General features: G+C 66.4%; 2 pseudogenes. Both read right to left on the bottom strand.

From position 1 onward, the window contains the following. Positions 1-531 (bottom strand): annotated as a pseudogene (locus tag WA805_RS24170) (DNA-directed RNA polymerase subunit beta'); the annotation flags it as partial. Between the two features lie 20 nt (positions 532-551). Next, positions 552-1,697 (bottom strand): annotated as a pseudogene (locus WA805_RS24165) (DNA-directed RNA polymerase subunit beta); the annotation flags it as partial.

The raw sequence follows: 1,697 nt of genomic DNA, 5'->3' as shown, positions 1-1,697 counted from the left end.
GAGCTTGGCCTGGCGGGCCTCGACATCGGCGTCCCGGCGCTGCTCGAGCTGACCGCGCTCGACCGAGATCTTGGCCTCGAGGCTCGGCAGATCGCGCGCCCGCGCGTCGTCGTCCACGTAGGTGATCATGTAGGCGGCGAAGTAGATGACCTTCTCCAGGTCCTTCGGCGCCAGGTCGAGCAGGTAGCCGAGCCGGCTGGGCACGCCCTTGAAGTACCAGATGTGCGTGACCGGCGCGGCCAGCTCGATGTGCCCCATCCGCTCACGCCGCACCTTGGCGCGAGTGACCTCGACGCCGCAGCGCTCGCAGATGATGCCCTTGAACCTGACGCGCTTGTACTTGCCGCAGTAGCACTCCCAGTCCCGGGTCGGACCGAAGATCTTCTCGCAGAAGAGCCCGTCCTTTTCCGGCTTGAGGGTGCGGTAGTTGATGGTCTCCGGCTTCTTTACCTCGCCGTGCGACCACTGCCTGATGTCCTCGGCGGTGGCAAGACCGATGCGGAGGTCGTCGAAGAAGTTGACGTCTAGCACTGTGATGGTTCCCCCTTCGTTCAGACCTCTTCGACGCTGCTCGGCTCACGCCGGGACAGGTCGATGCCTAGTTCCTCCGCCGCGCGGAAGACATCCTCGTCGGTGTCGCGCATCTCGATGGCCGCGCCGTCGCTGGACAGCACTTCCACGTTGAGGCAAAGCGACTGCATTTCCTTGATGAGCACCTTGAAGCTTTCCGGGATGCCTGGTTCCGGGACGTTCTCGCCCTTCACGATGGCCTCGTAGACCTTCACGCGGCCGAGCACGTCGTCGGACTTGATAGTGAGCAGCTCCTGCAGCGCGTAGGCGGCGCCGTAGGCCTCCAGGGCCCACACCTCCATCTCACCGAAGCGCTGCCCGCCGAACTGCGCCTTACCGCCCAGCGGCTGCTGAGTGATCATGGAGTACGGGCCGGTGGACCGCGCGTGGATCTTGTCGTCCACGAGGTGCAGCAGCTTGAGGATGTAGATGTAGCCGACGGCGACCGGGTCCTTGAACGGCTCGCCGGTGCGCCCGTCGTACAGGGTGGTCTTGCCGGTCGAGCCGATCAGCTGGTTACCGTCCCTGTTCGGCAGCGTGGAACCGAGCAGGCCGGTGATCTCCTCCTCGTGCGCGCCGTCGAAGACCGGGGTGGCCACGTTGGTGCCTGGCTCGCTTGAGTCGGCGCCGATCGCGCGCAGCCGGTCCTTCCACTCCTGGTCCTTGCCGCTGACCTGCCAGCCGGTCTTGGCCACCCAGCCGAGGTGCGTCTCGAGAACCTGGCCGACGTTCATCCGGCCGGGAACGCCCAGCGGGTTCAGCACGATGTCCACCGGGGTCCCGTCGGCGAGGAACGGCATGTCCTCCACCGGCAGGATCTTGGAGATGACACCCTTGTTCCCGTGGCGGCCCGCCAGCTTGTCGCCGTCGGTGATCTTCCGCTTCTGGGCCACGTACACGCGGACCAGCTCGTTGACGCCCGGGGGCAGCTCGTCGCCGTCCTCGCGGGTGAACACCCGGACGCCGATGACCTTGCCCTCCTCGCCGTGCGGCACCTTGAGGGACGTGTCACGGACCTCGCGGGCCTTCTCGCCGAAGATCGCCCTCAGCAGGCGCTCTTCCGGCGTGAGCTCGGTCTCGCCCTTGGGCGTGACCTTGCCGACCAGGATGTCGCCGTTGACGACCTC

It is taken from the genome of Trebonia sp. (genome assembly GCF_049794275.1).
GTDB lineage: Bacteria > Actinomycetota > Actinomycetes > Streptosporangiales > Streptosporangiaceae > Trebonia.
This window is presented reverse-complemented; position numbering and strand designations above follow the sequence as displayed.